Raw genomic sequence first — 25,339 nt, 5'->3', positions numbered from 1 at the left:
ATTCACCTCCGATTATTCTCTTAAACCCAAGTATCTTTGTTCATCAGCTATAAGATTACCTTGAAGAGCATCTTCAAATGCTTCTCTTATCATTTCAGGGGTTGTGTCTCTTCCTCCTAAACCATAAACATAAGAACCCAAAGAGGGTCGAGAAGCAACCTCATACAAAGAAGATTTTACTAAGGAATACAAGGGGGCTTCTTTCCCAAACGACATTGCTCTATCTAAAACAACTACACCCTTTCTTCCATTTAAAACTTGCTGAAACTCTTTCTTAGGAAAAGGAGTAAAGACTTGAGGTTTCACCAATCCAACTTTCTGTCCTTCTTCTCTAAGTTGATCTACAACATATTTTGCTGTAGATGCAGTAGAATTCATAACGATCATTATATAATCAGCATCATCTACTTTGTACAAATCGAGAAAATCGTATCTTCTTCCAGATATCTTTTCAAATTCCTCAAAAACTCCAGGAAGCTCTTTGTAAGCATTTTTCATAGCTTCCTCTTGTTGACGATGATGCTCGAAGTAATAATCAAAAAGATCCAACGGACCATAAGTAACAGGATTTTTTGTGTTTAAAAGAGAGTATTTAGGATTCCAGCTTCCTACAAACTCTTTTACAACTTCGTCATCTAGCATCTCGAAGCTTTCCACTCCATGAGAAGTAATGAAACCATCTAAATTCACCATCACAGGTAACAATACATTCTCTTTTTCCGCCAATTTGGTAGCCATTATTGTAAAATCATAGGCTTCTTGATGGTTTTCAGTAAAGAATTGGATCCATCCAGAATCTCTTACCATCATGGCATCAGAATGATCACAGTGTATATTAATGGGTCCGGATAATGCCCTATTTACAATAGGCATTACTATTGGAAGTCTATAAGAAGCTGCTATATATACTATTTCTGCCATTAATGCTAACCCATTTGCAGCAGTGGCTGTCATAGTTCTAGCACCAGATGCCGCCGAACCTACTACTGCACTCATTGCTGAGTGTTCGGATTCTACAGGAACCATTACAGTATCTACGATACCATCTGATACAAATCCTGCATAATATTCAACAATCGGTGTTTGAGGTGTTATTGGGTAAGCTGCTACCACATCAGGATTGATCTGCCTCATAGCATGTGCAACAGCAGCAGCTCCAGTAACCGTTAGTTTTACGGGCATATATTTTAACCTCCTTCACATTGTTTTTAAATAAATTCTGATTCAGGTTTCATTTCTATTGCGTTAACTGGGCATACAGCGGCACAAACACCGCAGCCTTTACAATAGTCCAGATTCACTTCTCCCAATTTCATCTTTTTACCATCAAGCCCACCACCTATGGCCATATCTGGACAATAAAGCCAACATTGCATACAGTTAGTACATTTTTCTCTATCTATTATTGGTCTTTGAATCCTCCATTCACCGGTTTTGTACTCCCTTGCGGTGGCAGGTTTATCAATTACACCACCAATAGGGATATCTTTCCATCCTTTCAGCTCACTCACTGAGTTTCACCTCCTGGTAACCTCTCTCTAGTGCTCTAATATTGGCTTTTACCACTTCATCGGAGAACTTTTTGGAGAAAGCAGCCTTGATTTTTTCTTTAACAGCATCTAAAGGTACTATATCGGTAGCTCTTATCAAAGCTCCTATCATAACGGTGTTAGGTATACCTCTTTTTATTTCTTCCAATGCTATGTTCGTCGCAGGTATTACACCGATTCTTCCTTTATACCCCGTTAAATTTCTGACCTCTTCTATGCTTCTAGTTGTGTTGACCAACAACAATTTGTCCTCAGCCAACCCAGATGTTACTTCAGGGTTTTTTAAAAGTGTGTCGTCTATGACAACTACCACATCGGGGGTCTCTATGTTACTTTTAATTCTTATAGGCACATCCGCAACCCTGTTAAAAGCTTTCATTGGAGCACCGGATCTTTCCGCTCCATATTCTGGAAATGAACTCGAAAATTTTCCTGATTCTTCTGCAGCTTCCGCTAAAAATTGAGAAGCACTTTTTGCTCCTTGTCCTGCTCTTGCATGCCATCTTATCTCAAAGTATTTTTCTGGCAAGGTTCTTATCCTCCCTTCATGTAATGATTTTAAATAAATTAGTTTGTTCTATAGTCACTCGAAAATATTGTGTAATCAATATTTCTAAAAATATTATCTATCCATTCATAAAATGAGAGCCTTTTATCGTTAATTTCTTGTTTTTCTAACATTTTCTCCAGATCCAAAAATCTGTTAATATGGCACTTAACCCGATTTTTTGCATATTCTATTGTGGTACCGGTAGTCATAATAAAAGGCCAATCACTAGCTTGTACAAGAAGAACCTCTCTCATCATCTGATTTAAAATCCTTTTCTGTAAATTTGTAGGATCCTTAAAAACATTTGCTTTTTCTATCATTCTTTCAGTTATCTCGTGAATATGTTTATAAATCCAATCGTTTTTTCCATTAAGCCAAACATCGTGGTATCCTCCGGCACCCCACGAAGTTTCGCCGGGATAAGTTATTTGAACTTTTTTAACTGTTTGTAAAATCTCAGAAGGTACAGAAAATTCTAACTCTTTATTTTCAAAAGATTGCCTAAAAAGCTCTTCCAAAAATTTCGGACCTTCATACCACCAATGGCCAAATAGTTCAGCATCAAAGGGAGCTACAATTATTGGTTCTTCTTCATCTAAAATTGCCGATAATTTCTTGATTTGCGAAGTTTTCTTACATAAAAAATCTCTGACATGCTCTTTTACAGCGTTTCTGGCTTCTCTAAGATCGTATATTTCTTTTTTGTCCAAGGATAATAATTTATCGGTGATACGATGATATTTTATTCCTGTATTACACCTTGTTCCACTTGGATCTATGTATGGCTTAATGTAATCTTCTTCTCTATCAAAACCAATATCTCTGTAAAATTCTCGATATCTTGGATCGCCAGGATAACCAACTTCAGAACTCCATATCTGCTCACTTGATTCAGGATCTCTGGCAAAAACAAAAACTTTATTTGGGGTGATGATAGGTCTATATACACCATACCTCGGCTTATTGTCTGCATAAGTAAAACCGTGTGTATTAACGAAAAAGTATCGTATATCTTCGTCTGATAAATATTTGTCAAGCCCTTTAAAATAAGCACATTCTGCCAACCACATCCCTTTAGGATGCTTACCAAAATATTTTTTGAAAGTTAACACGGCAGATTTTATTTGAGCCCTAATAGCCTCCGGATATTCCCGATAAAAAGGTAGATATCCATGAGTGCCATTAGATGTTATCACTTCAATGTAACCTTTATCTTTAAATTCCTTGAAAGCTTTTAATATATCTTGATTATATTCTTCAGAAAAAATATTTATATCTTCTATTAGCTCTCGCCTATAATGTTGGGCTAGTTGGTGCGTCCTAGGATCTTCATCTTTTGTCCTAATTATCTCTTTTTCGGTTAATTCTATCAATTTTAATAAATATTTGTGATATTTTTCTCTTAAATCTTTTAAGTTAAACATCGCCATCAACGTTGGAGAGAGGCTTATTGTAAGTTTAAAAGGGATGTTATCTTTTTCTAAAAATTTAAAAATTTTTATTAAAGGAATATATGTCTCAGTTATGGCCTCGAAAAGCCATCTTTCTTCCATAAAATATTCAAAGTCGGGATGGTGAATATAAGGCAAATGAGCATGTAATAAGAGCAAAATTTTTCCCTTTTTACTCTTCATAACTTCAATGGCTGCCAAAATTGGTATCGTTGAATTCTCTTTTGTTTATAAACATTGTTTCACTACTTCCAGAATGTTTTTCAATATTCCAAAGCGCCGGTTCTTCTTTTTTATCTTCTTTAACAATTTTCCCCTCTTTTATCAAAAACCATTCTTCTTTATCTGAACTTTTCACGGAAGAAGAAGGTGTTGTAATTTCATTTGATTCTATCAAAGGAGTAAACTCACCCTTTTTATCTTCTACTCCAAGGAAAGCAATATAAGTAGAATTATCTTTTGGGAGGTGGAAATAAGTATTGCCGTTTTGGTCTAATTTTAAATCTGTTTCAATAACTTTTTTTTCTGCTTCTTGATCCTCTTTTGATTTTTTTATGATCCTTATAGCAATATTAGAATTTTTTGATAATTTTTTTAGTTTTTTTCGGCTTTTTTCAGAAAAGTTCCAGTAAACATATACCCAGTGCGGATTTACGGGCATCAATTTGAATTTATCTTTTCCATACTTTTGAGGAAGTTCTTTTGATTCATTTGATTTTGGGGGCTTTTGTGGATTTTTTGGTAATTTTTTATAATCTGAAACTTCTTCAACTTGTTGATTTAAAGAGTCTTCTAACCTTTTAATCTCTTTTCTAACTGCTTTTAAAATCTCTTTTTTATTCATATTTCGTTTTAATTTAACACCTAAATTCTTTGCGATATTTCTCAATTCCTGTATTGTAGGTTCATCTGCCCTAAAAGTATCTAACAATTTTTTATCCAATTCCTTTACTTTCATAAAGCACCTCCAACCTTAAATTGCTGCAACCTTTAAGAACACCCTATTCCCTTTTTAGATTCATGTTTTTTATTTTTAAAGTGTTTAATAAATGTAATTTTAATGTTTAACCGTTTGATATAATTTTATCATAAAAAAATTGAATAGTTGAGAATGGATTTTTAGGAGAAATAAAAAAAAACTAAATATTGACAAAATAGATTCCTTGTGATATTATATATTTTGAAAAGTAAGGCAGCGGAGCGTAGCGCAGTTGGGAGCGCGCCGGTCTTGGGCACCGGAGGTCGCTGGTTCAAGCCCAGTCGCTCCGACCATTAATGATTTAATGCGGCCGTAGCTCAATTGGTAGAGTATTGGCCTTCCAAGCCAAGGGTTGCGGGTTCGACCCCCGTCGGCCGCTCCAGCGCCTGTAGCTCAAAGGATAGAGCATTGGATTTCTAATCCAAGGGTTGAGGGTTCGAGTCCCCCCAGGCGCACCAAACTCTTGGTGGCTGTAGTTCAGTGGAAGAACGCCTGACTGTGACTCAGGATGTCGTGGGTTCAAATCCCACCAGCCACCCCATTCAAAAACGTCATAATTTAAGATTCTTTTTCACTCTCCCCGTTATATACATAAACCTCCGTTCCTAAAGACGCCAAAAAGTCAATAACTTCAACATCAAAGTTGAACATCCTAATACATCCATGCGAGATTCTTTTGCCTATTTCCCATGGTTTAGTTGTACCATGAATCCCATATTGAGGGTTTGAGAGCTGTAGCCATCTTGTTCCCATTCCATTCATTAGAGAACCCGGAGGTATATATTCATCGTACCAATACAATGCTGGGTCTTTCTCTTTGTATGAAATTCGATAGTAACCGGGCGGCGTGTAATCACTCATACCAACAGCAACGATATAAGTTTTTAACAACTGATCATGAAAATATAAGTACATCTTATTTTTCGAAAGGTTTATTTCTAAGCGTAAAGGACTTTCTTCGTATTTAACCTTTCCTATCTTTAAAGCTTGTCCTGGATAAATTAAAGAAGGATCCTTTAGATCGTTCATATTAACTAAATCTCCAGGAAGAACCTTGTATTTCTCAGCAATTTTATATATACTCTCACCTTTTTGTACGATATGGTAACCGTATACTTCATATTTTTGTTTTGGTTTTAGTACATTCTCGGTAGCAACAACTTTTGCCAATTTCAAAAAGGTGATTTTTTGCTCAAAATGTATTCCATATCTATTCCTAAAAGTAAAAACAGATTCATAAAACCCATCTTCAAAGTTACTCAACAACCTTAAGAACTCATCTGGATCTTCAAAAACCGTATCCCCCACCTGTACTTTCACCAATTCCAAATCTTCTTCTGGATAATAATCCAAATAATATTGATACCCATTTTCCACAACAGAGGTAGTTATTTCAACTTCTATATTTGGAGCGAATAAGGCTTTTTCTAAAAAATTTGCAAAAAACTGTGAAACATTTTTCCCTACTTTATCTGTAGAGGTTACTAAGAATGAATAATAATCGCCTTTAAAAGCGTTTAAATTAACATAAAAGGAGAAATCACCGTTTTCTTTTTCATACAAGGTTAATTTCTTTCTATCTCCCCCATCATATATGTATACATTTGGTTTTTGCGCAGTATTTATATAACTTTCTAAATTAATTTTCACAATATTTTGAGTTTGATCATATTCAACGGGATACAAACGAAAATAATTTTCAGAAAAAAGTACTGAAAATAAAGTCACAAATATTATTAGCGATAATCCTTTTGTGATTTTTCTCAAGTCGAAGTTCCTCCTTACTAGTAAAAATGGTCACCTCGTTTTCCTCTTTTTCAAACCCTATATCTTCTCTTGAAACATCGTTTAAAACTATCATATCAATCTTTTTTTCTTTTAATTTCTTTATGGCATTCTCTTTTAAGTTCTCTGTTTCCGCAGCGAATCCAACAAGTATTTGACCAACTCTTTTTTTCCTTCCTAATTCTTTTATTATATCAGGATTTTTCTCAATTTCTAGATTAACTATTGTATCTTTTTTTAACTTTTGTTCCGAATAATTTTTTATTCTTACATCGCTTACTGCAGCTGTCATAACTATTATGTCATTATCTTCAAAATGCTCTAATACCCTTTCTCTTAATTCTTTAGCACTTTCTATTCTTATGATTTTTTTTATAATAGATGGTGGTTTTAAGTTGGTGGGTCCAGATATTAAAGTAACCTCAGCTCCTCTGTTTGCAAATTCTCTTGCTAATTCGTAACCCATTCTTCCACTGGACCTGTTTGACAAAAACCTTACAGGATCAATTCTTTCAACCGTAGGACCAGCTGTTACTAAAACTTTCTTATTCATGAAATCCTTTTTGGAAAGTAGGTATTCACTGTATTCTAATATCTCACTATTATCTGGATACCTTCCTTTACCAATTTCTCCGTCTGCTAAGTGTCCTTCTTCAGGCTCTATTATAGACCAACCATTTTGTTTCAATACTTCTAAATTCTTTTTATTAACGGGATTTTCATACATCCTAACGTTCATTGCAGGAACAATTAGTTTAGGATTTTTCGAATAAGCTAAAGCGGTACAAGAAAGTAGATCATCGGCAATTCCATGTGATATTTTAGCTATTATATTTGCTGTCGCAGGGGCGACGATAAACAGTTCTGCCCATCTAGAAAGCTCTGTATGGGGTATCCAACCGCTTTTAACATCGAAAGTTTCATAGTAAACCTCACAGTTACCTACTGCAGAAAAAATCTGGTCGGATATCCATCTTTGGGCATTTTTTGTCATGATAACTTTTGGATTACATTCAATCTGTCTCATCTTAGAAATTAGATCAACCGCTTTATAAATGGCGATTCCACTCGTTACACCGAGTAAAATGTTTTTCCCTTTTAAGTAAGGATACACAGAGAATTCACCTTCTTGGATTAATATCCAAAGTATTTGAGAATTCCAAAGCTCTTTTTAACCTTTTAATACTTTCATTTTTTCCTAAAATAATTATAGATTCGTACAACCCAGGAGTTACTAACCTCCCTAAAAGAGATCCTCTTATTGTCTGAAAAACATTTTTTCTACCAGTGATATTTAGAGCGGCTATTTCTTTTAAAGTATTTTCTACATTTGCAAGGTCGTACTCATCAATTTCTGAGAGTTTTCTTATCGTTATCTCGATAACTTCTTTAAACCAAGGTTTTTTCATGTATTTTTCGATAAATTCTTCTTCGTATTCGAATTCTTTAACAAAAAAATTTTTGGAAAATTCATAAAGTTGTTTTAATGTTTGAACTTTAGCTCTGGAAACTTCTATGATTTTTTTTACAAAAGAATCTTCATTGTCTATTTTGACGTTTGTATATTTAGCCCATTCATTAAAACTTTTGTGTACTTCTTCAATTGAATCATTTCTCAAATGCACTTCATTTGTCCATAGAAGTTTAGTGTAATCAAAAATGGAAGGATTTTTTGATACCTTTTTTAGATCAAATTCCTGGTATTTTTTTATGTAATCAAATATCTGTTCGTTAGCATTCCACCCTAACAAACTCAAGTAATTCAATATAGCTTTAGGAAGATATCCTTCTTTTCTAAAATAAGTAATCGAAACCTCCCCGTGTCTTTTAGACAAAGGAGACTTGTCTTCACCTAAAATCAAAGGCAAATGGGCAAATTTTGGAAGTTCAAAAGATAAAGCATTATATATCAAAATTTGTTTGGGTGTATTAGAGATGTGGTCTTCACCCCTTATAACATGGCTTATTTTCATCAGATAATCATCTATCACAACTGTGAAATTGTAAACCGGAATTCCGTTTGATCTTAGAATAACAAAATCATTTATATGAGACATATCGAATTGTATAGTTCCTCTAATTTCGTCCAAAAAAGATATTTTTTGATCATTATTAACCTTAAACTTTACAACCACAGAATAATCATTGTTTTTTTTATATTTGTCTAGAAGATTATTACCTTCAAAAATTATTTCATCGTTTTTAGTAACTGAAAAATAAGCCTTTTCTTCATTTAAAAGTTGATCTATATAATGTTTGTATATGTCTAGTCTTTCACTTTGTCTGTATGGCCCATATTCACCAGGTTTATCTACACCTTCATCGTAATCTAAGCCTACCCATTTCATTTCTTCTAAAATGGCATCCTCGTACTCTTTTTTGGAACGTTCCATATCGGTATCTTCAATTCTTAGAATAAACTTCCCATTATTTTTCTTGGCAAAGTACCAATTAAACAAGGCTGTTCTTAAACCCCCAACGTGTAGATGACCCGTGGGACTTGGAGCAAATCTTACTCTTATCATTAGTTGTTCACCTCTTCAATACCTTTCAAAATTCTTTCAAGTTCATCAATAGAAGATACTTGTTTTACCTCTACTAATTTTCTATTATCAAGAAACTTACCTTCTATCAAAACTTCAGTTATCCTATCTGTCCATCCGCCTGAATTTTTCATTAACAATATCGGTTTTTTGTACGAATAAGCCCCCAAAATTTCTATAGCCGTGCCGATTTCCCCTCCTATACTTACGACCACATCGACATTTTTTAACAAAACAAAAGAACGCATATTAAGATCAAGCCCTGTTTTTATAGGAAAGTCCAAATAACCGTTCCCTTCTTGTTCCCACGGTAAAAAACCAATAACATGCCCACCATTATTTTTTACGGCCTTTGAAACTAGTTGCATTATTCCATCACGTCCGCCGTTCACTAGAATCCAATTATTCTCTGCTATAATTCTACCGACATCATAACAAAGTGAAGCTAACGATTTAATTGGATCTTTAAAGATATTTCCAGAATACCCGATAACCCCTACATTCAAACCGATCACCAACCCAAATAACTTTCTTTGACCTTTGCGTTATTCAAAACATCTTTTGGAACACCACTAGCTATAACTTCACCTTTGTGTAAAACATAAAGTTCATCAACTACCTGAGCAATTTCATCGACACTGTGATCCGTAACAATTATTGAAATCCCACTTTTTGCAAGTTTTCTAATTATTTGTTGTATATCCTTAACTGTTATGGGATCTATACCAACAAAAGGCTCGTCCAAAAGGATTACTTTTGGATTCGTTATCAACGTTCTAGCAAACTCTAATTTTCTTTTTTCTCCACCGGATAAAGAATAAGACTTTTGGTGAATTAAAGTATCTAATCCAAAATCTTCCATTATACTCTTAATTTTTTGATTCGCATCTTCAATTTTAAGAAGATCGGCGATCATTTCAAGATTATCTCTTACAGATAAGTTCCTAAAAACAGACGGTTCTTGAGGTAGATAAGCCAATCCATTCAACGCTCTTTTGTGTATAGGAAGATGGGTTATATTTCTACCATCGAGGAAAACATCCCCAGAATTGGGAACAACTAACCCTAAAATTATCTTAAAAAGAGTTGTTTTCCCTGCACCATTTGGCCCAAGTAATCCTGTAATTAAACCGGCTTTTGATTGAAATTGAACATTATTCAATACCATCTTTTTTCCATATGTTTTGCTAATGTTTCTACAATCAATAATAACCCTTTCCATATTATTTATTTTTAATTCTCATTCAAATATTGAATAATTTTTTCCGTTAAATCTAATTCTGGATTGTAATAAACTACACCAATTTCATTTAAAATTAAATCGTACCCATTTTCTTTTGCATACTGAGCTATCTTCACTGTTACTTCCGAAGTGATATTTGCCATTTTCTGTTGATACTCATTTTGCAATTCCTGTTGATATTGATTTACACGAGTTTGTAATTGTTGAAGATTTTGTTGCAGGACTTCCTCAGTTGCCCCCGAACTCTGTAAATCCTTGAACTGTTGTTCCATTTCATTGATTTTTCCTTGATAATATTGTAGATCAATTTGATACATTGATTCCAAATCCTTCCATTTGTAATAACTTTCTACTGTCTTTTCAAAATTCACATAACCAATTTTGAGAGTTGAATCCGTTTGAGAAAATGAAATAACAGCAAACAGTATGCTAAATACCATCACAGTAAAAACTTTTCTTGTTGTATTACTCACAACATACACCTCCATAAAATTTTGAATTATAATTACATATTAAAAATTCTTTGTTTCTTCGCTTCAAAAAGTATAATTCCTGCACTAACCGATACATTTAAAGACTCAACGTTGTTAAACATCGGAATGCTTACTAATTCATCACAATGGTTTTTAACGTTTTTTCGAATGCCGTTTCCTTCATTTCCAAAAACCAAGCATATTTTTCCTTGCCAATCGATTTCATAATAAGGTTTACCCTCAACATCTGCTCCATAAACCCAAACATTTTCCTTCTTTAATGTCTCTATTGTATTTGAAAGATTGGTTACTTTAATTATCGGTATCTTAAATATTTGACCAGAAGATACTTTTATAACAACAGGGGTGACTTCAACAGCATTATCTTTTGGTATTATAATGGCGTCAACCCCCGCGGCCACCGAAGTCCTTACAATAGCTCCAAAATTATGCGGATCTTGAATCTGATCCAAGATTACTAAAAACAGTTTTTCCTTTCCTTCTATAATATCCAAATTTTCATATTTAAAATCGTTCCCCATATCAATTACGATTCCCTGATGTTTGTTTGTTAAAGCCATCTTTTCCAAAACTTCATTGGGGGAAAAACTGTAGGAATATCCTAAATTTGCAACATCTTCGACGATTTCTTTTAAAGATCCTCTTTCTGTTTTAGAACTACTGAAAAAAATATGCTTTACAGGGTAACGAGCTTCAATAATCTCTTTTAATATGTTTTTTCCGTATATATACAATTATCGATCACTCCCAATAATTCCTCGATTCTTGAGTAACTTTTAGTCAAAAAAAGATATCCAATGACCGCTTCAAATCCTGTAGATTTCCTATAATCATTATCGTTGCCTCTTTTCTTGGCACCGTTGGAATTTTCCGCACGCTTGTAATACTGCATTTCTATTGGAGTTAAATGATCTAACACAATATCAACAAACTTCGAATGAGCTTTTGCACTTAAAAAATCTTTTGTTTTTTCATAAAGGTCTCTTGTCTTTATCCTTCCATCCTTTAGCAATTTCACCTTGTAAATCAAACCTATAACAGCATCTCCAATATAGGAAAAGTTCTCGATAGGTATTTCACGCAGATCCGCAAGTTGGAGATTTATTATTTCCTCAAATTCTTTCATACACTTACTATCTCCCTTTTATATAGTTCCAAAATCATATCTACACACTTTTCGATGGAATAATTATCTTTCACAAAAATTTCAGCTTTCTTTTTTATTCCTTCGTATGACGATAAATCTCTTAATAGTTTAAGTATCTCATGAGAAAAATCATCTTCATTTAAATCTTTGATCATAATTCCACCTGCACCTTCTTGAGAAAGTATATCATAAACACCTAATTTACCCAAAGCCACTACCGGCGTACCAGCAGCCATAGATTCAAGAATAACTAATCCCTGTGTTTCCGTGTAAGAAGCAAAAATAAATAAATAAGCTTGTTTGTAGGCATCTATAACCTTTTCTCTTGGTTGTGGACCTGTAAAAATAACATTTTCAGTGATATTTAAGTCCATAGCTAACTTTTCCAACTCTTCTTTTTCAGGCCCTCCACCAACAATAACGAATTTTACCTTTGGTTCATCCAAAAGCACTTTCTTAAACACCTTCAAAAGAAAACTTATGTTCTTTTCCTTTCCCAACCTACCTACAAATAAAAGAATTCTGTCATCTTCTTTTATTTGTGGATATTCTTTTTTCAAATCCCAGTTAATAGGTTTATCAAAAGAAGCTAGGTCTATCCCAGTTGGGATAGTTACTATATGTTCGGAAGGTACACCATATTCAACAAGCGTCTCTTTTATATTCTCAGTAGGAGCGATTATTTTATCTGTTTTTAAACACCAATTTTTTATAAGTCTTTGAACAAATTCAGGTTGGGGTCTAACTATCAATGGTAGATAGTGCAAATAATAATCATACATGGTATGGTGTGTTGCTACGTATTTTAACTTCAACATGCGTGAAACAACCCTTGCAAGAATTCCCATAGAAAAAGGATCATGAGAATGTATTATATCCAAGTTTAACTCTTTAATTTTAAAAATTTCTGGAGAAAATGGTAGTGCAATCCTCTGCTCTTTCTCAAAGAGGAATTTAACAGCCGGAAATTCAAAAATTTTATCATCGTTCCTTTTGTAGTCAAATTTATATTTTGGAACAAATAGATATACATTGTGTCCCCTTTTTTCCATTTCATCCTTATAGAGTTTTATAGCTGTGGCAACTCCATTTTTTTGCGGTAAATAAGTATCGGAAAACATTCCTATATTCAATTGCATTTCCCCCTTATAAAATTCCTATACGTATTTATTATAACAAAAATTCGCTATTTTTTGAGGTTGAGTTTTTAAAGATGATATAATAATATATGAACTGTTATACTTTGAAGAGGTGTTTTTTTATGAGAATAAAAGTACTTAATCCTGAAGTGGTAATGAAAATAGCAGCTGGAGAAGTTGTATCCGGCCCAAACTCTGTAGTTAAAGAATTGGTAGAAAATTCTTTAGATGCCCAAGCAGATAGTATAACTGTTGAAATACTTGATGGCGGCAAATCGTTAATAAAAGTCGATGATAACGGAATTGGGATGGAAGAAGAAGAATTAGAATTATCTATACTTCCTCATACCACAAGCAAAATTTTCTCTATTGAGGATCTTTATCAACTAAAAACATTTGGTTTTAGAGGTGAGGCCCTATCTTCAATTTCAAGGGTTTCTAGAATGAAAATGACCTCCAAACCACCTGAAAAAGAAGTTGGAACAATGTTAGAAATATTAGGTGGAAAAATAATAGAAAAAAAGAGGGTTAATTCATCAAATGGAACGAAAATAGAAATTATGGATCTTTTTTTTAACATTCCTGCACGCAGAAAATTTCTTAAAAGTGATTCTGCTGAAGGAAGATACGTTACAGAGATTATAGAAAAGTTTGCCTTCACCAACAACATTAACTTAACATACATCAGAGAAAACAAAGAAATCTACAAATTTTCTTCGGATATGGATCTAATTACAAAATGTTTAAAAATATATCCCGAGTTAAAAAGAGATGCTCTCATAGAAATTGAACACAACGACTCATTATGCAAAATATCTGGAGTTATTTCACATCCCAAAGTTGGAAGAAATAACAGAACTGCCCAACATTTTTTTGTAAACAACAGATACATCAAGGCAGCCTCACTCTACTCCGTTTTAGAAACAGGTTACGGTGAAATGCTTGAAAAATCAGTTCATCCTTATGGAATAATATTCATAGAAATACCACCGGATATGGTTGATGTAAACGTTCATCCTCAAAAATTGGAAGTAAAATTCACTGACGAACAGATGATAGCTTCTTTACTTAAAAAAATTGTAAGAGAGACCCTGAAGAAAAACATTCACTTTACGATGGAATTTATAGGTAGTAACGATACAATTGATTCAAATAAAAAAACTTCTTCGTTTTCTGTTCAAAATTTATACAACAAGAACGAAAATTCTCAAAAAGTTGATTTTTCACAAAACAATACAAATAAAGATTATTTTGAAATTACAGACAAATTTTTTAATAACTCTGAAATAGAAGATCTTCAAGAAGAACATAATCATTTTGATAATAATTATAAACTTTATGAACCTTCAAAAACCTTTGATTTTAAAGGTTTTGAATATCAAAAGAGTCAGACGTTTACTCCTGTTGAAAAAATTAATTCTTTAGAAAAGTTAAGAATTTTGGGCATAGTTGCTGAAAGATATCTCGTAGTTGAAGATGAAGACAAATTACTCTTAGTAGATTTTCATGCCGCACATGAACGTTATATATACGAAATTTTAAAGGAGAACGTATACGAAAAAGGTGGACTTACTTCCGACCTTCTACTTACCCCTGTTAAAATAGCTCTAGATGAAGTAAGAAAAGGAATAATTTTAGAAAACAAAGATCACTTAGAAAAATTGGGTATAAAACTAGAAGAAGATGAAAAAGAAATTATTGTGAAAGGGCTCCCTTCACTTGTGAAAATTGATGATACCGAAAAATTGATATTCGAGATAGCCGATGATCTAAGAATATCAAATTTTGATCAGCAAACAAACATACTTGATAAGAACTTAGCTACTATGGCATGTAGAGCGGCTGTAAAAACTAAAGATAATCCTACGGGGATGGAAACACTTTTAAACAACATTTTTGAGAAAAAATTACTAACCTGTCCACATGGTAGACCGATAATGATCCAAATCACCTTTAAAACCTTAGATAAATACTTTGGAAGGACTTAAAAAGGGGTGTAGATTTTACTTACACCCCTTTTAGTATGATTACGTAATTAGATTACTCTTCTGAAACATTCTTTCCATTTATCTGGACGACTCATAAAGAAAACACAATTTATTTCATGAGCCTACTTGGTAATTATATTATGAAGTTAGGAGTTATAAAAATACTTCAATATCCTCTACTCTAACAGGTTCGTACGGGCTTACTTCCACGGTTCCTTCGTGGGATAATTCCTTAAGCTTATTATGCAATTCCTCACCCCAATCGGTACCCACTATTTTCCAATTTTCTTCATATTCTGGGGTAAGCATACCATTTTTTACTTCTATTATATACTTTTCTATGAGTTTTCTTAGATCTCCTCCGCTTATAGCTGAAAAGTCAGGATGATCTTCTGTTCTACCAAGAAGCTTTGGCAGTTGTTCTCCTTTTTCAAATATTGGACCATATGTCAAAAGTTGGGTATTTGCTCTATAATTGTTGACTGCCAACGTCAATACATCATTATCTTGAATAGGTGTACCATCTATTTTTCTTAAATTTACTATCCTCTGACCAACGGGTTTTGAAACATCGATCTCGTAATAAACCCCTTTAAACATATCATAATTATAACCCGGAATTTTTTGGTTGAAAGAAATAGTTAAATCTCCAGGTTGGTATTGATTGTAATAAGAAGCCGACCATTCCATATATTTCTTCAACTGCTTCCCCGTTATTTCTAGTACATACAAAGTATTGTCGTATCTATAAATTAAAGAAATATCCGATCTTTTTATAGGGCCTTCTTTTATATTTGCATCCGATCTAAAAGCTGCAGAAGCTGATACATCTATTTTTTCACCTATTAGTTGTTCTCCATAATACATTTGAACGGAATTTATCAAATCTATCATAGCGGTGGGCTGTATGTATACTTGTGGGATACCTTTTATTTCATCTGGAGGAACTAAAGATCCACCTTTTAATTCTCCTATTACCTCGTTAGCATAGTCTAAAGCCTTATAATGAAAAGGTTGAAGCTTTTTCTCCAATTCACTGTCTGGTGGTACTGTTCCAGTAGCAGTTTTTACATCGTAATTGGCGGAACTTTTATCAACTATTACGTACTTATCCCCTTCCTTCTGGAGTTCCAATACCACTTGTGATAACGTCTGCCCCCATTTTCCGGGTTCCACAATTAAAGTTCCGTTGAGCTTCACTTCTTGCGTAATGTCATTTTTTTGATCATCGATAATCTTACCATTAACAGCTTTATACAACTTTCCATTATAATAGTAAGTTTCAGCAATTTTTTCATGGAAATGACCCGCAATAACAACATCTAAATCAGGTGTCTTTTCTAGAATATCTATGATTCCAGAACCATAGGTCCCATATTCTTCTTCGATTCCCATATGAAAAGCTCCCACAATCACGTCAACTTGTCCTTTTAGTTGTGCAACTGCTACTCTTACCTCATCCACAGGATCAACAACAATGTAATCCTGCAAATTTGCAGCGTCCCATTTTACTATGTTAGGAGTAACCATACCTATTATTCCAACTTTTACTCCATTCCCTGTGGTAACTATTTTATAAGGGGCAGCTAACCTTGTTCCATCGGGATTATAAACATTGCCACACAAAACACTGTTAGGATTATCATCCACTGGCATGAATTGTCTCATAATCTTTTTAAGTGTTAGGACCCCATAGTTAAACTCATGATTACCTAAAATCCATGCATCATAACCCATTTCATTCATAGCAAAAATCATGGGATGTATGGCATCTTCTAAAAAAATGTTTGAAAGGTTTTCTTGGATTGTATCTCCATTGTCAATCAATATAGTTCCGTAAGGATTTTCGCTTCTCAACTCATTTATGATCGAATAGACTTGTGCAATACTTCCACTATAATTAGGTTGGTTTAAGGCATAATCATAAGGTAAAAAGCGTCCGTGCAAATCTGAAGTTGCTAAAATTTGGACTTCTATCGTCTCAGCAAAAAACAACGAGAACACACTCAAAAACAACACCAACGCTAAAATGCCTCTTTTTAACATAAAATCACCCCTTTACATTAAGTTTTTCACCAAAAAAGAAAAAAAACGAAATACCAAACAAGAGGTAAAAGTGCTACTTAAAATGAATCTAAAAGGGGTGTAGATTTTACTTACACCCCTTTTTTTGTTTACTTAACCTGATCTAATTCTACCAATCTCTCTTCGGAAGTATAATCTTCTATAGTTCCCAAATGAGCAATATATTCACGTAAAGAATCCGCATCTCTAAAGTATGTATCGTAACCAGGTTTACCTGCAAGCATTGTGTATCCGTCTCCACCTGCAGCTACATAGTTGTTGGTAACAACCTTATATGTTTTGTTCAAATCAATGGGTTTGCCGTTTATTTTTACGTTTGTAGCTTTTCCACCTTTTATTTCTGCAGTTAACCCCGCAACATGTAACTTAGCTCCCTGACCATCAGGAATTGTAGCAGCATAATTTAAAACATCCATTATGTCTTTCCCAGTCAACTCTAAAACGTACAATGTGTTTCCAAAAGGCAAAACAGTCAAAATGTCTCTGTAGGTTATCTCTCCTGCTTCAATAGAGGCTCTTATCCCGCCACCGTTCATTAAAGCAACATCTGCACCTGTTTTCCAAATCATACCATCCGCTATAAGGTTGCTTAGATTCGTTTCGTCACTTCTAACGTGGGCTCGTTCCCCATCGAGATATACTTTTGTCACTCCAACAACCTCATTCAAAGCCTCTGATCCAAGTTGATAAAAAGCATCTGTAAACATTTTTATGAAAGGATCTTCAGGGATATCAGATGTTAGTGGAATTACTTCTCCTCTCCAATCTACTATCCTACCATCATCAATCCATAAATCTATTCTTCCTATATTCTCTGCGTTTTCTCCAGCTTGTGCTACTATAACATTATTGATTACTACAGGTGTTTCTAACAATGTGTGAGAATGTCCGTCTATTATAATATCTACTCCAGATACATTTTCAGCCAACTCATCTGAGGTAGTGAACTCAACAGACAAGTTAGGCCTTCCTCCATCTGCATGATAACCTAAGTGTCCGAGGACGATAACTACATCGGCTTTTTCTTGAACAATTGGGAGATATTTCTTCAAAGTCTCTTCTGCATCTACAATCGTATTCTCACCCAAATAAATTGGTTCTAAAACTTTTGTTTGTTCAGTAACAAGACCTATAATTCCAACTGAGAAATCACCATAGTCTTTTATAACGTATGGTTCAAAAACTGGTCCACCACGTTTCTCGTTGACAAAATTTGCCCCTAAAAAAGGAAACTGTGCTACTTCATACTGTTTCTCAAGCACTTCAAAAGGTTTGTCAAATTCATGATTGCCCAAAGTCATAGCATCCAAACCCATGTAATGCAACGCCAAGAAGTCAGGAACTGCATCCAATTGGTCGGATTCTGGAATCCCTGTGTTTACATCGCCGGCATGTAGAAAAAGAACTTCTCCACCTTCCTTAGCTACTTCTTCTCTTGCTTGATTTATCAGAGTAGCTGCTCTGGCAAATCCTCCACCATCTTCTGTTCCCCACACATGTCCGTGAGTATCGTTCATGTGGAAAATCACTAAGTGATTAGGCTCTGCAAAAACCGATAAAACCAAAACGATAAAAACTAAAATACCTAAGAATCTTTTCATCTTGTTCCCCTCCTTTTGAGTTGGTTTTAATCACACATCAACTACCACTCATAACCCAGCTTCGCTTAAATATTAAATCTTCTTTGTTCACATCAAGATACTTCGCAATTTTTGAACACTTAACAATAAAAGAATAATAGATTGATTTTTTTGGATTTTCGTCAACCAAACTTTCAAAGTTAGATTGTCCTTTAGCTATTACAATATCTGCCTCATTGTAGATATTTTTGAATGATGGACTAACGAAGCTTAAATCGGTTCCTAAATATTTGGACCCGCTTTCAACAGGAATCGAAACTTCTTTTAAAAAAATTTGATCGGCATCTTTTTTAGTCGCACATTTGTAAACCGGACGAGATTTCAAAGCAGAGTGAACGATCAAGTTGGGGTATAATTCTTTTAATACTTTTATAAACAATTTATCAAAAACTATTTCACCAGCATAATTATGAATAAAAAGCAGGAGCCGGGCATTTTCTAGCTCTTTTTTAAATTTTTCTAAATCGTTTATTGCTTCTCCCTTTGTGTTAAAAAAATTTTGGATTTCTATCTCTAACTCACCAAAGGAATTTCCCGAATTGTGGCAAAAAAGCTCCCCCATCAGTGATAATTTGAAAGCAGTATAAAGAGGATCTTTGCTAGACAAACAAAAATCTAATAGATCATCGTAAACTTCTAAAAATAGTTGGTTTAGGTCAGCTTTTTCTGTATGAAAGTAATCATTTTCACCAAAAACATCATAAAAAGAATCATAAAATGTTTTTACTAAGTAATAAGGTGTGTGGGTTGAAGTCGTATCCCCGAATGTTTTTAGAATTACCTCTTTGTAATTATCAAAAATGTTCTGAGGAGAATCTGAAGAGTTAGTATTAACTTTAGACATTAACTCAGAAGAGTGGTTTAGAAGGCAATTAATACATTCATAATCTATATTCATCTTTGTTCACCCCACGAACTTATAAAATCCCTACAAAACTACTTTTAATTTTATCACTGTTTAATTAATTTAGTATTAGCTTTATTTAGTATTTTGTTAAGAAAAATTTGTCCAAAAAAATTGTTACTTCTCTTTCTTGACATTAAAACATTAAATCATTATAATATATTCGATAGTTTTAAAACCAATTATTTAGCTTCTATTGGTTGAATTTGTACTTAAAGAGGAATTAAGTAAGGAACAATCTTATTTTTAATAAAACCATTTAATTTATAAGGATTTGGAGGTGAAGAGATGAAAAGAACATATCAACCATCTAGGATAAAGAGAAAAAGAACTCATGGCTTTTTAGCTAGAAAAAGAACATCAACTGGAAGAAATGTTTTGAGAAGAAGAAGAGCAAAAGGCAGAGAACGTTTAACAGTATAATGGAAGGGCAAACTTTCAAGAAAAAAGAACGCTTACGATTAAAAAGGAATTTCAAAAATGTTTTTGAAAAGGGCGGGCGCTTAATCGACAATAATTTTGTTATAATATATTTTCGAAATACTAAGGATTATAACAGAATCGCTATAATTGTGAACAAAAAATTTGGCAACGCAGTTATTAGAAATTTAATCAAAAGATACATCAGAGAGATATATAGAACTAACAAACCTTTTTTCCCACTAGGATACGATTTCGTATTCATTCCAAGAAAAGAGTTATCGAAAAATTTCAAAGGAATAGATTATTCTCAAATTAAAAACCAAATTTTAAAATTGGTGAGGAAGTTAGAAGCATGAAAAAGCTTGTTCTCAAGTCTATTGATTTTTATAGAAAACATATATCGCCTGCAACTCCTCCCAAATGTATCTACCTACCGACCTGCTCATCTTACACCTATGAAGCGGTGGAAAAGTTCGGGGTATTTAAAGGTTTGTATTTGGGATTTAGACGTTTTATCAGATGCAATCCACTACACAAAGGGGGCTACGATCCTGTCCCTGAAAAGTTTTCTTTTTTTGTTCATAAGCAAGGAAAAAATAAACAACACAGAAGGAGTGTATGACTTGAAAAAAGGATTGTTTTTTTTGACGTTACTAATGTTTTTAAATGTTATCGCCTTTGCAATTCCTGAGATAACAGTATCAGAGAGTTCATTGAATCAAGAAATTACCATTGAAATGAAATTGTATAGATTGAAGTTAGACCAAAATGGGCACATTTTAAATTTCGAACTCTACGATAGCAGAACGAAAAAATACAACTTAGTCTATGAATATACAGGTGATAGTTACGACATTTTAGATACTCAAAACATGACAGAAATATTACCAAGCAACTATAATATCAGATTGGCGGAAGATCAAAGTTATATTGAAGTAAATTACTTTTTCCCCAACGGAGGGCAAAAGATTTATAAGTTTTACAACGATCCAAACTATCATTTTGATGTTCAATTTAAAAATTTATATGGATACGTTGTTTTACCTAGTATATCATTTTCTTCGGGAATAAGATACAGTGGTAATGTTTTTGTTTCATACATTGATAAATCCGTTTCAACAGGAGAAGCTTTAGATTCTACACTAGCCATCTATACGCCTGAAGAGATAGAATTCTCTCAAAACCAATACTTATTCCCATTAAATTATTCGGATCAAAAAATAATTTCTTATTTAGGTCCAACCAAAAAAATTTTTATAAAAGAAACGTTTGATGGTATAGAAGAAGGGATCGTTTACTCTACAGTAATCGATTTAATGCAGGATTTAGGAAAGTTTGGACCTTTCAATAATATTTTTTATTGGTTCGTTAACTTTTTCTGGTGGCTATTTAAAGTAACAGGGAATTTTGGTTGGGCTATAATACTCTTTACCCTCATTGTAAATGCAATATTATTCCCCGTATATGGCAGGCAAAAGAAATCCATGATCGAAATGAAACAGTTACAACCAGAACTTGAGAAAATAAGAAAAAAATATAAAAACCCTCAAAAACAGCAAGAAGAAACTCTGAAATTGTACAAGGAAAAAGGAGTGAACCCTGCCGGAGGATGTTTGACTTCTTTGATTCCTCTCCCCATTATGATCATACTGTGGCAAGTAATCTACTATTTTGAAGGTAGTTATGCATACAATCCCAGATTCCTTTTATGGACAGATCTTTCTCTAGGCGGTTTCCAAGCCAATTTTTTCCTACTATTACTAGCCATAATTGCTTCTTTAATCAATGCCCTTTTAATGTCGCAAGATGCCAGGAGCGCATGGACGTCGGTAATTATGTCTGTGGTGTTTCCTTTCATTTTGATTGGATTACCCGTCGGAGTATTCATTTATTATTCACTGAACACTGTAATACAAACCTTGTTGACATTTGTGTACAACAGGATTTACAATGTCAAAGGTATTACGTTTAGACAACTCGTTGGTTTGGGTCCAAAGCCTGTCAGGAGGTGAAATGATAAGTGTTTAAATTACAAGGTGAGACAAAATTTGAAGGAACTGATTTGGAATCGGTTTTAGAAAAAGCAAAATCAAATTTTAACGCATCATGTATCGATGAGATTTCTTATAAGATTATTCAAGAGCCTTCTAAGGGATTCCTTTTTGGAATAGGTAAAAAGCCCCTCATAATAGAAGCTTATCCCAACGAGAAATATCTTATCAATAAGGTAAAAAAGTTCTTGAAAAATATTCTTTCTTATTTTGAGGAAGATGTTGATATCAATATTAACTATTACAATAAGACCTTAAAAGTTTTTTTAGAAGGAGAGAACTTAGGTAAAGTAATTGGCAAACAAGGGCGGAACCTTGGAGCACTACAGCATTTAACCATGATTTATGTCAATAGAATGACGGATACTAAATGTGATGTTAAATTGGATGTTGGGGATTACAGAAGGAATAGAAAAAAAAACCTAGAACTAATTGCTGAAAATGCTGCTAAGAAGGCAATAACGACTAATGAAAAGGTTGAATTAGCCCCAATGTTTTCCTTTGAAAGAAAAATAATTCACAAGTATATAAATTATAATTATCCCAAATTACACACCGTTTCCATGGGATTAGAACCTTATAGAAAAGTTGTGATTTATCCCTCAAAAAATGGTCAGAATTAATTTAAAACTTACCTTAGCACTAAACACTGTATTCAAAACATCGTGGGGGGAAACATAATTGAAAACTGTTTACCAATATCAAGAGCAAGTTCTTTCCATAATTAGTAGAGAAAATCTTCCTGATATTGGTGTTTTGGGTGGCATAGAAATCGAACATATTATAAAAAAAATAAAAGATAATATCAAAATAACAACTGAGGTAGCGGGAGCTGGAGGAAGAGTTGTTATTTATTTGAACGATTATTTTCATCTCAAACCATCGATATTTGATTTTTTAAGTCCCGATGAGTATATTGAATTCTTACTTAAAACTTTTCAAACAAAAGAAATTCCTATTATATGGATTGAAAAACCTGGAGGAAATACGAGGAAAGTTAGAAATATAGAAGAAAATACTGAATACGTTGATTATCGTGATACAAACTTAAAAGTAGAACCAGAATTTATTACCGAATATCTGTACAATATAAAAAATCTTTTTATAGTGTACAACTCCTGGAACAAAAAGATAATTGACCTAACTAAGGTAAAAAGAAGACTATTTGTAGATCTACGGGAGTCCCATATAGATGAAGTTGATAAATTTACATGTGATTATCTTTTTTTAATTTCTAAAACGACATATAGAGAATTAGCAGAAAAAAGCAGTAATTTAAAAGTTGATAATAAGATAATTATATCTAAAGATGCAATCTCTTTTGATAAAAAAATATATGAAGTAAAAGTTAAAGAAAAAAAGTATTTCGAAGAGGCGGTATCTGCTTTCGAAGCTAATTTTATCAATAGTATCATAAAAGGTTACACGTTGAAATCAGCTTTTGATAGTTCTTTTAATCTTTTCAACCACGTGTTTGAATGTGGAACAATTCCCACTGAAAAATTGTGACTAAATTTTTCGATAAATCAAACTAGCTTTCCTTTAAAAAACAATAAAAATTTATCGGGTAGAAGATGGATGATAACTTTTATCTATCTTTTACCCGATTATTAATTCTGGCAGCCCCACAGGGAATCGAACCCTGACTCTTGGACTGAGAATCCAATGGACTAACCGTTATCCTATGGGGCCATTTTGTATAGTTTCATTTCCAATCCTTAGTTATTATATCAACCATAAATTACTTTGTCAATAGGTTTGAGAATTGAAAACTTTCCCTTTAATATTCCTGCATAATATTTTCTATCATCTTTTTTCTAGCCGGATGTTTTAACTTCCTGATAGATTTGGACTCTATCTGCCTGATTCTTTCTCTTGTTACATTAAAAAATTCTCCGACCTCTTCGAGAGTTTTTTGTTTCCCATCTACGAAACCGTATCTCATTTTTAGTATCATAGCTTCCTTAGGTGAGAGCGTATCAATAATCATTTCCATTTTTTGACGAATAATCATCTTCCTTCCCTCTTCATCAGGGGTAGGTGAATCAGAATCGACAAAATCTAGTACCTCACTTTCTCCTTCGGCATCTACATCGTTAGAAATCGGGGCATTTAAGGAGAATATATTTTTGGCACTAATTAATACCTCTTTCATCTTATCTACCGGCTTGTCCATCAAAACAGAGAGTTCTTCTAAATCAGGCACTTCTCCATTTTCTTGAATATACTTATTTACAACCCTATTCATTCTATTAATCGTTTCTACCAAATGTACCGGAATTCTTACAGTCCTTCCTTGATCAGCAATCGCCCTTGTTATAGCTTGGCGTATCCACCAATAAGAATAAGTAGAGAATTTATAGCCTTTTTTCCAATCAAATTTAGCTACGGCTTTCATTAAACCAATATTTCCTTCTTGTATGAGATCCAAAAAACCTAACCCATGACCAACATACCTTTTTGCGATGCTAATAACTAATCGAAGATTAGCTTTTATAAGTTCCTCTCTGGCTCTTTTATCTCCCATTTGCGCCCTTCTTGCTAGCTTTCTTTCTCTTGAAGGGGTTAATAATTTGCTCTTACTAATCTCTTTAAGATATATTTTAATCGGATCTTGCAACGAAATATTATCACACATCTCAACTTCAACATCAGCAAAATCTTCGAAAATCTCATCGTATTCTTCAGGATCTTTAAACACTTCGTTGGTCTCTAAATTCTTTTCTTCTTCCTCTTCTTCTTCATAAAAGTTATGTATTGTGCTATCCACTACAGAAATATTAGATTTTTTTAATTCATTGTAAAAATTTATTAAAAATTCTAATGTAAAATCCTCTCGCATTTGGCTAGGTATAGATTCGTCAATTTCTTCAAAAGTTACTGTTTTCTGATCCTTCGATAGCTTTTTTTTGATTTTTCTTAATATTTCATCGGTGATTGCATTAGGACTATTTTTAATAGTTAAAGACAAGGAATATTTTTTGACTTTTGAGCTTTTATCAGCTTGAGTGCAATCTGTGCTCTTCGATTCGAAGTCCAAATTTTTGTCTTTTTCTATCATGAAAACTCACCTTCTATTAAAAAATTAGAATAAAAAAAGAAGAAATTATATGATAAAATCGTAGAGAAGCTTTTAAAAAAAGTAGACTAATTTAAAACAAACAGTTATATCTCTGTTAAATATTATAGCGAGACAATATTAAATAAATATGAAAAAACAATTAATATACATAAATGTAATAATTTTTTTTAAAAACTTTAGAAGCCGTTGAAATTAGAACATTCTTTCGTGCTATAATAATTGTCGTAACGCTTTTGAACCCTAAAAAAGAACTATAGAACTTTATTTAAAATTTATATATACTTT

At 33.2% G+C, this 25,339-nt stretch carries 25 protein-coding genes and 5 tRNA genes; 11 read left to right on the top strand and 19 right to left on the bottom strand.

All coding sequences use genetic code 11. The features are described from left to right. Positions 1–12 precede the first annotated feature (12 nt). Genes porA through X926_RS03915 form a run of 5 tightly spaced genes read right to left on the bottom strand, consistent with a single transcriptional unit; the run spans position 13 to position 4,509 of the window. The gene (gene porA, locus X926_RS03935) at positions 13–1,182 is read right to left on the bottom strand and encodes a pyruvate ferredoxin oxidoreductase (RefSeq protein WP_103065090.1); all 1,170 of its coding nucleotides are present in this window, start codon (positions 1,180–1,182) and stop codon (positions 13–15) included. Positions 1,183–1,208: 26 nt separating this feature from the next. After that, a complete protein-coding gene (locus X926_RS03930) occupies positions 1,209–1,511 on the bottom strand; it encodes a 4Fe-4S binding protein (protein ID WP_103065089.1) in 303 nt (100 codons plus the stop codon). Further along, positions 1,504–2,079, bottom strand: coding sequence for a 2-oxoacid:acceptor oxidoreductase family protein (locus X926_RS03925; protein WP_103065088.1), 576 nt, complete (start codon positions 2,077–2,079; stop codon positions 1,504–1,506). The genes X926_RS03930 and X926_RS03925 overlap by 8 nt, the downstream gene beginning before the upstream one ends. A 38-nt stretch (positions 2,080–2,117) precedes the next feature. Further along, entirely contained in the window at positions 2,118–3,734 is a 1,617-nt protein-coding gene (locus X926_RS03920) for a glycoside hydrolase family 57 protein (protein ID WP_103065108.1), read from the bottom strand. Between the two features lie 4 nt (positions 3,735–3,738). Continuing rightward, the gene (locus X926_RS03915; RefSeq protein ID WP_103065087.1) at positions 3,739–4,509 is read right to left on the bottom strand and encodes a DUF4912 domain-containing protein; all 771 of its coding nucleotides are present in this window, start codon (positions 4,507–4,509) and stop codon (positions 3,739–3,741) included. Positions 4,510–4,747: 238 nt separating this feature from the next. Between X926_RS03915 and X926_RS03910 the strand changes: the two genes are divergently transcribed. The 4 genes from X926_RS03910 (at position 4,748) to X926_RS03895 (ending at position 5,071) form a co-directional block, all read left to right on the top strand. Next, a tRNA-Pro gene (locus X926_RS03910) sits at positions 4,748–4,823 on the top strand. 13 nt (positions 4,824–4,836) lie between these two features. After that, positions 4,837–4,912, top strand: a tRNA-Gly gene (locus X926_RS03905). Next, a tRNA-Arg gene (locus X926_RS03900) sits at positions 4,913–4,988 on the top strand. It begins immediately after the preceding tRNA gene. 8 nt (positions 4,989–4,996) lie between these two features. After that, positions 4,997–5,071 (top strand) — tRNA-His (locus tag X926_RS03895). A gap of 17 nt (positions 5,072–5,088) precedes the next feature. Here the strand turns inward: X926_RS03895 and X926_RS03890 are convergent. Genes X926_RS03890 through X926_RS03850 form a run of 9 tightly spaced genes read right to left on the bottom strand, consistent with a single transcriptional unit; the run spans position 5,089 to position 12,881 of the window. Next, positions 5,089–6,297, bottom strand: a complete 1,209-nt coding sequence (locus tag X926_RS03890; protein ID WP_103065086.1) for a L,D-transpeptidase family protein — start codon at positions 6,295–6,297, stop codon at positions 5,089–5,091. Continuing rightward, a complete protein-coding gene (coaBC, locus tag X926_RS03885; protein ID WP_103065085.1) occupies positions 6,230–7,429 on the bottom strand; it encodes a bifunctional phosphopantothenoylcysteine decarboxylase/phosphopantothenate--cysteine ligase CoaBC in 1,200 nt (399 codons plus the stop codon). Before coaBC ends, X926_RS03890 begins: the two co-directional genes overlap by 68 nt. Before the next feature lie 7 nt (positions 7,430–7,436). Further along, entirely contained in the window at positions 7,437–8,840 is a 1,404-nt protein-coding gene (gene gltX / locus X926_RS03880) for a glutamate--tRNA ligase (protein WP_103065084.1), read from the bottom strand. Continuing rightward, positions 8,840–9,364 (bottom strand): TIGR00725 family protein, encoded by a 525-nt coding sequence (locus X926_RS03875; protein ID WP_012208431.1) that lies wholly within the window; start codon positions 9,362–9,364, stop codon positions 8,840–8,842. The genes gltX and X926_RS03875 overlap by 1 nt, the downstream gene beginning before the upstream one ends. 5 nt (positions 9,365–9,369) lie before the next feature. Then, the gene (lptB, locus tag X926_RS03870) at positions 9,370–10,080 is read right to left on the bottom strand and encodes an LPS export ABC transporter ATP-binding protein (RefSeq protein WP_103065083.1); all 711 of its coding nucleotides are present in this window, start codon (positions 10,078–10,080) and stop codon (positions 9,370–9,372) included. An 11-nt stretch (positions 10,081–10,091) separates the two neighbouring features. Beyond that, positions 10,092–10,574 (bottom strand): OmpH family outer membrane protein, encoded by a 483-nt coding sequence (locus X926_RS03865; protein ID WP_012208433.1) that lies wholly within the window; start codon positions 10,572–10,574, stop codon positions 10,092–10,094. Positions 10,575–10,606: 32 nt separating this feature from the next. Next, a complete protein-coding gene (gene rlmB, locus X926_RS03860; RefSeq protein WP_103065081.1) occupies positions 10,607–11,329 on the bottom strand; it encodes a 23S rRNA (guanosine(2251)-2'-O)-methyltransferase RlmB in 723 nt (240 codons plus the stop codon). Beyond that, a complete protein-coding gene (locus tag X926_RS03855) occupies positions 11,302–11,721 on the bottom strand; it encodes a Mini-ribonuclease 3 (protein WP_103065080.1) in 420 nt (139 codons plus the stop codon). Before X926_RS03855 ends, rlmB begins: the two co-directional genes overlap by 28 nt. Beyond that, the gene (locus X926_RS03850; protein WP_233186673.1) at positions 11,718–12,881 is read right to left on the bottom strand and encodes a glycosyltransferase family 4 protein; all 1,164 of its coding nucleotides are present in this window, start codon (positions 12,879–12,881) and stop codon (positions 11,718–11,720) included. The genes X926_RS03855 and X926_RS03850 overlap by 4 nt, the downstream gene beginning before the upstream one ends. 122 nt (positions 12,882–13,003) lie before the next feature. Between X926_RS03850 and mutL the strand changes: the two genes are divergently transcribed. Further along, positions 13,004–14,869 (top strand): DNA mismatch repair endonuclease MutL, encoded by a 1,866-nt coding sequence (gene mutL / locus X926_RS03845; RefSeq protein ID WP_158245189.1) that lies wholly within the window; start codon positions 13,004–13,006, stop codon positions 14,867–14,869. Between the two features lie 153 nt (positions 14,870–15,022). Here the strand turns inward: mutL and X926_RS03840 are convergent, their stop codons facing one another. From X926_RS03840 to X926_RS03830, 3 genes are all read right to left on the bottom strand, one after another. Beyond that, positions 15,023–16,915, bottom strand: a complete 1,893-nt coding sequence (locus tag X926_RS03840; RefSeq protein WP_103065077.1) for a 5'-nucleotidase C-terminal domain-containing protein — start codon at positions 16,913–16,915, stop codon at positions 15,023–15,025. Positions 16,916–17,043: 128 nt separating this feature from the next. Then, positions 17,044–18,555, bottom strand: a complete 1,512-nt coding sequence (locus X926_RS03835; protein ID WP_103065076.1) for a bifunctional UDP-sugar hydrolase/5'-nucleotidase — start codon at positions 18,553–18,555, stop codon at positions 17,044–17,046. A 37-nt stretch (positions 18,556–18,592) separates the two neighbouring features. Beyond that, complete coding sequence (locus tag X926_RS03830) at positions 18,593–19,492, bottom strand: DUF89 domain-containing protein (RefSeq protein ID WP_103065075.1); 900 nt, start codon at positions 19,490–19,492, stop codon at positions 18,593–18,595. A gap of 294 nt (positions 19,493–19,786) precedes the next feature. On the opposite strand from X926_RS03830, the gene rpmH reads away from it, so the two are divergent. The 6 genes from rpmH to X926_RS03800 are packed head-to-tail and all read left to right on the top strand — an operon-like array spanning position 19,787 to position 23,481. Beyond that, positions 19,787–19,921, top strand: coding sequence for a 50S ribosomal protein L34 (gene rpmH, locus X926_RS03825; RefSeq protein WP_012208441.1), 135 nt, complete (start codon positions 19,787–19,789; stop codon positions 19,919–19,921). After that, the gene (gene rnpA / locus X926_RS03820; protein ID WP_103065074.1) at positions 19,921–20,277 is read left to right on the top strand and encodes a ribonuclease P protein component; all 357 of its coding nucleotides are present in this window, start codon (positions 19,921–19,923) and stop codon (positions 20,275–20,277) included. The genes rpmH and rnpA overlap by 1 nt, the downstream gene beginning before the upstream one ends. Next, positions 20,274–20,543: a membrane protein insertion efficiency factor YidD gene (gene yidD / locus X926_RS03815; protein ID WP_012208443.1), complete on the top strand. Its 270-nt coding sequence runs from the start codon at positions 20,274–20,276 to the stop codon at positions 20,541–20,543. Before rnpA ends, yidD begins: the two co-directional genes overlap by 4 nt. Position 20,544: 1 nt before the next feature. Beyond that, positions 20,545–21,933 carry a membrane protein insertase YidC gene (gene yidC / locus X926_RS03810; protein ID WP_103065073.1) on the top strand — a complete coding sequence of 463 codons (1,389 nt, stop codon included), beginning with the start codon at positions 20,545–20,547 and terminating at the stop codon, positions 21,931–21,933. An 8-nt stretch (positions 21,934–21,941) separates the two neighbouring features. Beyond that, positions 21,942–22,595 (top strand): RNA-binding cell elongation regulator Jag/EloR, encoded by a 654-nt coding sequence (gene jag, locus X926_RS03805; RefSeq protein WP_103065072.1) that lies wholly within the window; start codon positions 21,942–21,944, stop codon positions 22,593–22,595. A gap of 58 nt (positions 22,596–22,653) precedes the next feature. Further along, positions 22,654–23,481: a hypothetical protein gene (locus X926_RS03800; protein WP_103065071.1), complete on the top strand. Its 828-nt coding sequence runs from the start codon at positions 22,654–22,656 to the stop codon at positions 23,479–23,481. Between the two features lie 108 nt (positions 23,482–23,589). On the opposite strand, the gene X926_RS03795 is transcribed toward X926_RS03800, so the two are convergent. After that, a tRNA-Glu gene (locus X926_RS03795) sits at positions 23,590–23,664 on the bottom strand. Positions 23,665–23,752: 88 nt separating this feature from the next. Beyond that, positions 23,753–25,033 carry a sigma-70 family RNA polymerase sigma factor gene (locus X926_RS03790; RefSeq protein ID WP_103065070.1) on the bottom strand — a complete coding sequence of 427 codons (1,281 nt, stop codon included), beginning with the start codon at positions 25,031–25,033 and terminating at the stop codon, positions 23,753–23,755. Positions 25,034–25,339 lie beyond the last annotated feature (306 nt).

The organism is Petrotoga sp. HWHPT.55.6.3, from assembly GCF_002895495.1.
In the GTDB taxonomy this organism is placed as follows: Bacteria; Thermotogota; Thermotogae; order Petrotogales; family Petrotogaceae; genus Petrotoga; species Petrotoga mobilis.
This window is presented reverse-complemented; position numbering and strand designations above follow the sequence as displayed.